At 59.2% G+C, this 7,196-nt stretch carries 5 protein-coding genes and 2 rRNA genes; 4 read left to right on the forward strand and 3 right to left on the reverse strand.

Features of this window, described 5'->3' with window-relative positions:
- Nucleotides 1–119: 119 nt before the first annotated feature.
- Nucleotides 120–1,148, forward strand: coding sequence for a LysR family transcriptional regulator (locus ACVWXC_RS08060; RefSeq protein WP_011429958.1), 1,029 nt, complete (start codon nt 120–122; stop codon nt 1,146–1,148).
- Here the strand turns inward: ACVWXC_RS08060 and ACVWXC_RS08065 are convergent.
- Nucleotides 1,030–3,423: an ArnT family glycosyltransferase gene (locus ACVWXC_RS08065; RefSeq protein ID WP_457392009.1), complete on the reverse strand. Its 2,394-nt coding sequence runs from the start codon at nt 3,421–3,423 to the stop codon at nt 1,030–1,032. The two genes, ACVWXC_RS08060 and ACVWXC_RS08065, sit on opposite strands and share 119 nt — an antisense overlap.
- 86 nt (nt 3,424–3,509) lie before the next feature.
- Between ACVWXC_RS08065 and ACVWXC_RS08070 the strand changes: the two genes are divergently transcribed.
- From ACVWXC_RS08070 to ACVWXC_RS08080, 3 genes are all read left to right on the forward strand, one after another.
- Entirely contained in the window at nt 3,510–5,051 is a 1,542-nt protein-coding gene (locus ACVWXC_RS08070; RefSeq protein WP_457392012.1) for a cryptochrome/photolyase family protein, read from the forward strand.
- Between the two features lie 68 nt (nt 5,052–5,119).
- Complete coding sequence (nrdR, locus tag ACVWXC_RS08075) at nt 5,120–5,722, forward strand: transcriptional regulator NrdR (RefSeq protein ID WP_457392014.1); 603 nt, start codon at nt 5,120–5,122, stop codon at nt 5,720–5,722.
- A gap of 224 nt (nt 5,723–5,946) precedes the next feature.
- Nucleotides 5,947–6,783 (forward strand): hypothetical protein, encoded by an 837-nt coding sequence (locus tag ACVWXC_RS08080; RefSeq protein WP_457392017.1) that lies wholly within the window; start codon nt 5,947–5,949, stop codon nt 6,781–6,783.
- A gap of 109 nt (nt 6,784–6,892) precedes the next feature.
- Here ACVWXC_RS08080 and rrf read toward each other — a convergent pair.
- Nucleotides 6,893–7,010, reverse strand: a 5S ribosomal RNA gene (gene rrf / locus ACVWXC_RS08085).
- Nucleotides 7,011–7,068: 58 nt separating this feature from the next.
- Nucleotides 7,069–7,196: ribosomal RNA gene (locus tag ACVWXC_RS08090) — 23S ribosomal RNA — on the reverse strand; the annotation flags it as partial.

Genomic DNA, 7,196 nt, shown 5'->3' on the forward strand with positions numbered 1-7,196 from the left:
CCAGAAGAAGAGCCCGCGGAGACCCGCTCGAGCCGGCGAGCTCTCAGGGAAATCTCGCCAAGGGTCATAGATTGAGTTTTATGATTTAAGAGTAAACCTTTAGTGATCCTTGATTCTCCATGAAGGCCATTACGCTGCACCAGTTGCAAATCTTCGAGGTTGCTGCCCGTCATCTCAGCTTCACCCGTGCCGCTGAGGAGCTTTACCTGACCCAGCCCACGATTTCCATGCAGATCAAGCAATTGAGCAAATCGGTGGGGCTGCCGCTGTTTGAGCAGGTGGGCAAGCGGCTCTATCTCACAGAGGCGGGGCAAGCTTTGTACCAAACTTGTCAAAAAATCTTTGAGCAGTTGAACGAATTTGAGATGACCCTCGCCGACCTGAAGGGGTTAAAACAAGGGCGACTGAGCATTGGTGTGGTCACTACGGCCAAATACTTTATTCCCCGCCTGCTGGGCACGTTTTGTCAGCGGTATCCCGGCATCGATGTATCCCTCAAGGTGCTGAACCGGCAGCAGGTTTTGGAGCGACTCAGCCACAACATGGACGATCTCTATGTGATGGGGATGCCCCCGGAAGATTTGGACGTGGTGGCGCAACCTTTTCTAGAAAATCCCTTGGTGGTGATGGCTCCTATTCACCATCCTTTGGCGGGCCAGAAGCGGATCCCCCTGGCCCGTATTGCTCAAGAGCCCTTCTTGGCCCGCGAGCCCGGCTCCGGCACCCGCATGGCGGTGGAGCGGCTCTTCGACAAACATAACCTCAAGCTCAACATCCGCATGGAGATAGGCAGTGGCGAAGCCATTCGCCAGGGCATTATCGGCGGGCTGGGCATTTCGGTTTTGTCTCAGCATGTGTTGGCTCTGGGAGATTGGCAAAACCATTTGACCATTTTGGATGTGGAAGAGTTTCCCATCCGTGGATTTTGGCATTTGGTCTATTTGCGCTCCAAGCGCCTCTCGGTGGTAGCCAAAGCTTTTGCCGATTTCCTGCTTTCTCAAGTTTCTCAAATAGATCTGGATCTTCCTCCTAAAGAGCCGCGCAGAGCCAACTCAAGTCCCAATCCGGATTGGCTTTCTGGCAAAGGGGATAAATTGCAGCCGCCAGCTCTTGCTGCAACCCCTGGAGGCTCCGAAAATCATGGGTAAAAAAGACCCGTAAAAATGCCAAATAGGCCCGTGCCCAATTGTCTTCGGGATCCAGCTCGACAATCCGCTGAAAATGCCGCTGGGCTGCTTGCGGCCGCAGCAGGGCCACCTCCAGCAACGCCAGCTCGTAGTGGCTTTGGATCTGCCGTTCCCGCCAGCTCTGGGCGGCTGCCCATTGCTCTTCTCCCTCCAGCAGTTGCCGGATCAAAACCCGATCCGGATCGGTGAGGAAAGTTGGATATTGCAACGTCGTCCAGGCGTTGAGGTAGAGGGAGAGCGCCTCCAGATCCCCAATCGCAGCCGCCCTAGCTGCCTGTTGTAGGAGAAAGAGGGGATCTCCAGGGGAGATAAGGGATCCCCCTTTCCCGCTGCGGGATCCCTCCCAGGGCTGACTGAACGACCGACGCCTTCCCTGGGGAGGTTGCCACTCCAGGTGGAGGATTCCTTCTTTGGTTGCCAGCTCTGGCCAGGCCAAGATCTCCTCCACCTGCCAACTGCCGGCGGCGTAGGGCAACAGGCGGTTCTGTCCCACCACCCAGGCCCGCTTGGCCAAGACCTGCCCCTGGGGATCTTCCAGTCGCGCCCAGACGAGGGTTTGCGCCAAGTCCTGGGCTGGCCCCTGCCAGCGCAAGTGCCAGGCTGGGATCTCTTCCTCTGGCAAGACCTGGAGCTCTAGCAGCTCCACCGCCTCTGCCGCAGCGGGCAACTCTTGCAGCACAACCCTGGGCTTGCTGGGGAAGTAGGTGGACAGCCGGCCCACCGCCGGCAGATCAAAATGCTCTTGCTGCCAGTCAGGACTTTTGTCTAGGAGTTGCCGAATTTGCTCCTTAGCTGGACCGTAGGGGCCGACAATTCCTTGCTCCCCTGGCGCATCCACAAACCCATCCAGAAGCGCCAGCTCCACCTCTGGCCAGGGGGTTTGGCCGGCGCCGCGGAAGGTGATGGGCCAGCGCTGTAGGGCCGCCAAGTAGCTGAGAGTTTCCGACGAGATCAGCTCGGTGTTGGGAAGAACGCCTAGGGTGGCGGTCAAACCTGGCTGCACCCGGGATCCAATCCACCGCGTCAGCTCCTGTTGAGGGTGCTGCCCCTGCCAGCGCATCTGGATCCCTTTCCAGAGCGGAGCCACGCCGGGAGCGAGGGGCTGCCCCAGGTTCAAGAGGGCCAGAGCTCCCAGGGCTAGGCTCATGCCCACTCCCCGGCGCAGCGCCCTTTCCCCCCAGCGCTCGCCCAAGTAGCGCCAAAGCTTGGCCAGCCCTCCTGCCGAGAGGATGGCCAGCAGGGGCAACAGCGGCAAAGTAAAGCGCACATCCTTAATGGCTACCAGGGTGTAGAGAAGGTAGCCCCCTCCGTAGAGACCCCAGAGGAGAGCCTCCCGCCGGCTTGGGGATCCCCACAAGCTCAGCAGTGGCAAGGGGCATAGCCAAGGGCCCATCTGCAGGGGCAACCAGCGCAAGTAGGCCGTCCACCAGCACAGGGATCCCGCCGCACAGGTGACGTAGTAGTGGGCGGTGTCGGCATAGGCCCACCCATTGCTGAGCACAAACAGCCAGTTAGCTCCATACCAGGGCCAGCACAAGAGCAGCGTCACCCCCATTCCCAGGGCCAGGTGGGCCAGCCGCAGCGGCCAAGGGATCCTCACCCCCAGCGGAACAGCCAGCAGGGGCGGTAGCAAAAACAGCACCCCCGTCCACTTGGTCAGCAGCACCGCCGCCAGCCCCGCCCCCACCCCCACCGCCCCCCGCCAGGACGGCTCCTCCGCGTAGGCCCACAGCGCCCAAAAAGCCAGCGTCACCGCCACCAGCAGCGGCAGCTCCAGCATGTAGACATGAGCCAAAGCCGTGATCCCCGGATAGAGAAGCACCAACACTGCCGCCAGCCAGCCCACTTCCCAAGAGCGATAGGCCCGCCACCCCAGCCGCTGGGTGGCCAGGGTCAGGATCCCCAGCAACACCAAATTGAGCAACTGCCCATCGGCCCGGCCAAACGGATGCAGCGCTGCCAACGGGATCCCCAACCAATAGGCCAGAGGCGGGTAGCGCTGGTTCAAGTGCAAAAACTGCTGCCACCACAGCCCTTCCCAGCGAAACCGGCTCAGGTGATCCCCAAACGCCTGCGCCTGCAACAGGTGCTGCGCCTCATCCCAGGCCGGCGGCAGGGGATCGCTCCAGTTCCAAACCAGCAGCAGCAGCAGCGCCACCATCCCCAGCCCGGCCCAGACCTGGAGAAAGGGGATCCCTTGCCCCTTTTGGACCTTCCTTCTGGCTATCTCGCCCATAGCCGGCTGGATCCCCTCCCTTTAGCGTTCTGCCCTAGAGCTAAACTCAACCTGGATCCAGCTATCTAAGCTATCCAGAATTCCCCATGACCGTCTCGACCACGGGTTCAGAAGGAGTTTGGATCCTTTCGGATCAACTGCATCCGCAGCAATCTGCCCTGGCCTCCCTCTCAGCCCTCCCCCCCCACCGCGTTCCCGTTCTCCTTGTCGAGTCCCACGCCTGGGCCAGCTCCCGCAACCATCACCAGCAAAAGCTGGTCCTGGTCTGGTCGGCCATGCGCCACTTTGCCCAAGAATTGCAACAGCGCGGTCACCCCGTCACCTATGCGGAAGCCGAAGACTATGCCGAACCCCTGCAAGCCTGGGCTAGGCAACATCGATTGCAACAGATCCGCCTCATGCAGCCCACCGATATTCCCGTCCGGGATGAGGTGGAAAAGCTGAGGTCTGCCCTCCCCTGCCCCCTCCTGGTCTTGGAAAATAACCACTTTCTCTGGACAGCCCGCCAATTTATCGACTGGGCCTCAGGCCGCAAGCGCCTCCTCCTAGAGGACTTCTATCGCCAAGGGCGCAAACGCTTCCGCATCCTCATGGACGGCTCCCAGCCCCTCGGCGGGCGCTGGAACTACGACCGGGAAAACCGGCAGCCTCCCCAACCTGGCCGGCGCTACCCGCCGCCTCTGACGTTTCCCCCCGACGCCATCACGCAGGCGGTGATGGAGAAAGTGCGGCGCCATTACGGCCACCACTTTGGATCCCTGGAAGGCTTTGGCTGGGCCGTCACCCGTGCCCAAGCCCTGCAGGTGCTTGAGGACTTCATCCAGCACCGCCTGCCCCACTTCGGCCCCTGGCAGGACGCTATGCAAGTCGAAGAAGACTTCCTCTACCACTCCCTCCTTTCCCCTTACCTCAACCTAGGGCTCCTCACCCCCCAAGAAGTCATCACCGCTGCCGAGCAGGCCTACCATCGCGGCGGGATCCCTCTCCCCTCTGCCGAAGGCTTCATCCGCCAGATCCTGGGCTGGCGGGAATACATGCGCGGCTTCTACGAATACCAAATGCCCCAGGGCTATGCCCAGACCAACTTTTTTGGCCACTACCGCCCCCTGCCCGACTTTTTTTGGACAGGCGAAACGGACATGGCCTGCCTGCGGCACACCCTGAGGCAAATTCGCCGCCATGGCTATGCCCACCACATCCAGCGCCTAATGGTGCTCAGCAATTTCGCGCTCATCAGCGGTATCCAACCTCAAGCCGTAGAAGCGTGGTTTCACGACGTGTTCATCGACAGCTACGACTGGGTGATGCAGCCCAACGTCATCGGCATGGGCCTCTTTGCCGACGGGGGCATGCTTTCCACCAAACCCTACGCCGCTTCCGCCCAGTACATCCGCAAAATGAGTGACTACTGCCGCCATTGCCGCTACAATCCCAGCGAAAAGGTGGGCGAACGGGCCTGTCCCTTCAATACCTTCTACTGGGATTTCCTGTTGCGCCACCGGCCCCTTTTGCTTCCCTTGGGAAGAATGAAAGGGGTACTGGCCCACCTGGATCGCTTCCAGCCAGAGCAGAGGGCCCAAATCCAAGCGCAAGCCGCTGCTTGGTGGGAGTCCACCCCCAATGCCTAGCTGTCTGGTATTCACTAGAATTGGAGCACCCTCTCTTCACGTGTTACTTGGTTCAAGGAGCCCACGTCATGAAATGTCCCCGCTGCGGCAAGCAAGAAATTCGTGTTTTAGAGTCCCGTTCGGCAGAAGGTGGCCAAAGCGTGCGGCGGCGGCGGGAGTGCATGTCCTGTGGCTATCGCTTCACCACCTATGAGCGCATCGAATTCATGCCCATCATGGTCATTAAACGGGATGGATCCCGAGAGAGTTTTAACCGCAACAAGATCTTGCAGGGGGTGATGCGCGCTTGCCAAAAAACCCAGGTTAGCGTCAAGCAGATGGAGGAGTTGGTCAACGAAATCGAAGAAAAACTGCAACTGGAAGACGTTCAAGAGGTAACTACCCTACGCATTGGCGAGATGGTACTGGAGCGCCTACAGCGCCTGAGCGAAGTTGCCTATGTGCGCTTTGCCTCCGTGTACCGCAAGTTCCAGGGTATAAAAGACTTTGTTACCGAACTGGAACAGTTGGAACGGTTGGAAACCCACCTACGACGAGATCTGGAGCGGCCGTTGCGGAACTCTCCCCCTTCAGAGTCGGAATCCACAGCTTCTCCAGACGGGGTGGGGGGTATTCCCCAACTCCTCGATCAAAACGACACCTCGAGCAATCTCTCGGAGATCCCGAAATAACGCTTGCGGGCGAGAAAAACTGCTAGAAAGGGGCTCCCATCCAAAAAGCTTAGCGGTATGCTTGGGTTAGCAATTGCCGCTTACACTAAGCATAGCGCTAGGCATCCTCGGCCGGTCGGTGTTCAGCGCTACCCCTGGGTGATCCTTGCGGCCTTGTCTGTTCGGGATCCCCGCCTGCCCACCTTCCTCAACTTTTCATCCTTTCTGACGGATTGATTCAACTTATGCAGTACGACTTTCGCGGTTCTAGCCCCTCTGAAGCTCGCAACGGCAACCCCAATGGCTTGCCCGGCAACAGCAGCTTTCGCGCCCCTGCCTCACTAGAGACCGGGCCGGGGACAGTGCCAATCCAGGTATATCAACAAGTGGCTGAAGAGCTGGAATCTGCCCGTCAGCAGGTGAGCCGCCTCTCCTCCGAAAACCAGCGCCTGCGCGCTCTGCATCAACAATTGTCTGGAGAAATTACTGCCATCGCGCAAGAATTTCAGGGGCAATTGGGCCAGGCCTTGAAGCGCCTACAGCAAATCAGCCTACGGCTTGCTGACACAAGCCAAGCCGCTGCTCTTGAAAGAGAGGCTGCTGCAGCCCCTTTTCGAGGGGATGGCCTGACCTCAGAACATGACCAAGCCTCTCCCTCCTATGATTTTTTGAATCGCCTCAAGCGACGCCAAGCTCGCAGCGAGGTTTCACCCTTCCCTGGCAACGTCTATCCAACTCCCTCTTACTCTGACTTTGCCACCCCCCCCCTTGAGCCCCGATCTCAGCCCTCCACTCTACCCCCCCGTCCCCGTCAAGACACTCCTGCTGAGCCTCCTTACCCCCGTGCCGGCTATCAGATTCCCTCCTTGGAAGAGTTGATGCAGAATATGGGTGGCGAGGTTCATGCCACCAGTGTCTACCAACGGGTGCGCGATCAACATCACGGATCCCAAGGATCCGTTTTGCTTTGGATGGCCACTGCAGTTCTTTTGGTAGTCGCCTCTTTTGGATTGGGCTTCGTAGCTGTACAACCCTTTTTGCGCAACAACCCATCACCCGCTCCTGTGAAAGCACCCCAATAGTCCCGGAGAAGGAATCCCGTACACCCTCTACACCCATAGAGACTGCAGAGTTACCCCTTGAGATACGCAACAACCCCCCTTGTATTGGGGGGTTGGTGTGGAGAGATGAGCCTGGCACCGAGCTAGGTTACCGGAGGGTCACCCCTCAAGTAGGTTCGCCGCTGATGCGTTTCACGTCCGAGTTCGGGATGGGGTCGGCGTGGTTCCACATCGCCATAGGCACCAGGCAAAGGGAAAAACACCTTGAAAGCTGCACAGCAAGAGAAGGCAGAACACCCCTGCAGTTGGGTCAAGCAGACGGTCTATTAGGACTCCTCGGCTGCATGCATTGCTGCACTTCCACCTAGAGCCTATTACCGGGTCGTCTTCCCGGGACCTTAACAGAGGACTCATCTTGAGGTGGGCTTCCCACT

The organism is Thermostichus sp. OS-CIW-20, assembly GCF_054061455.1.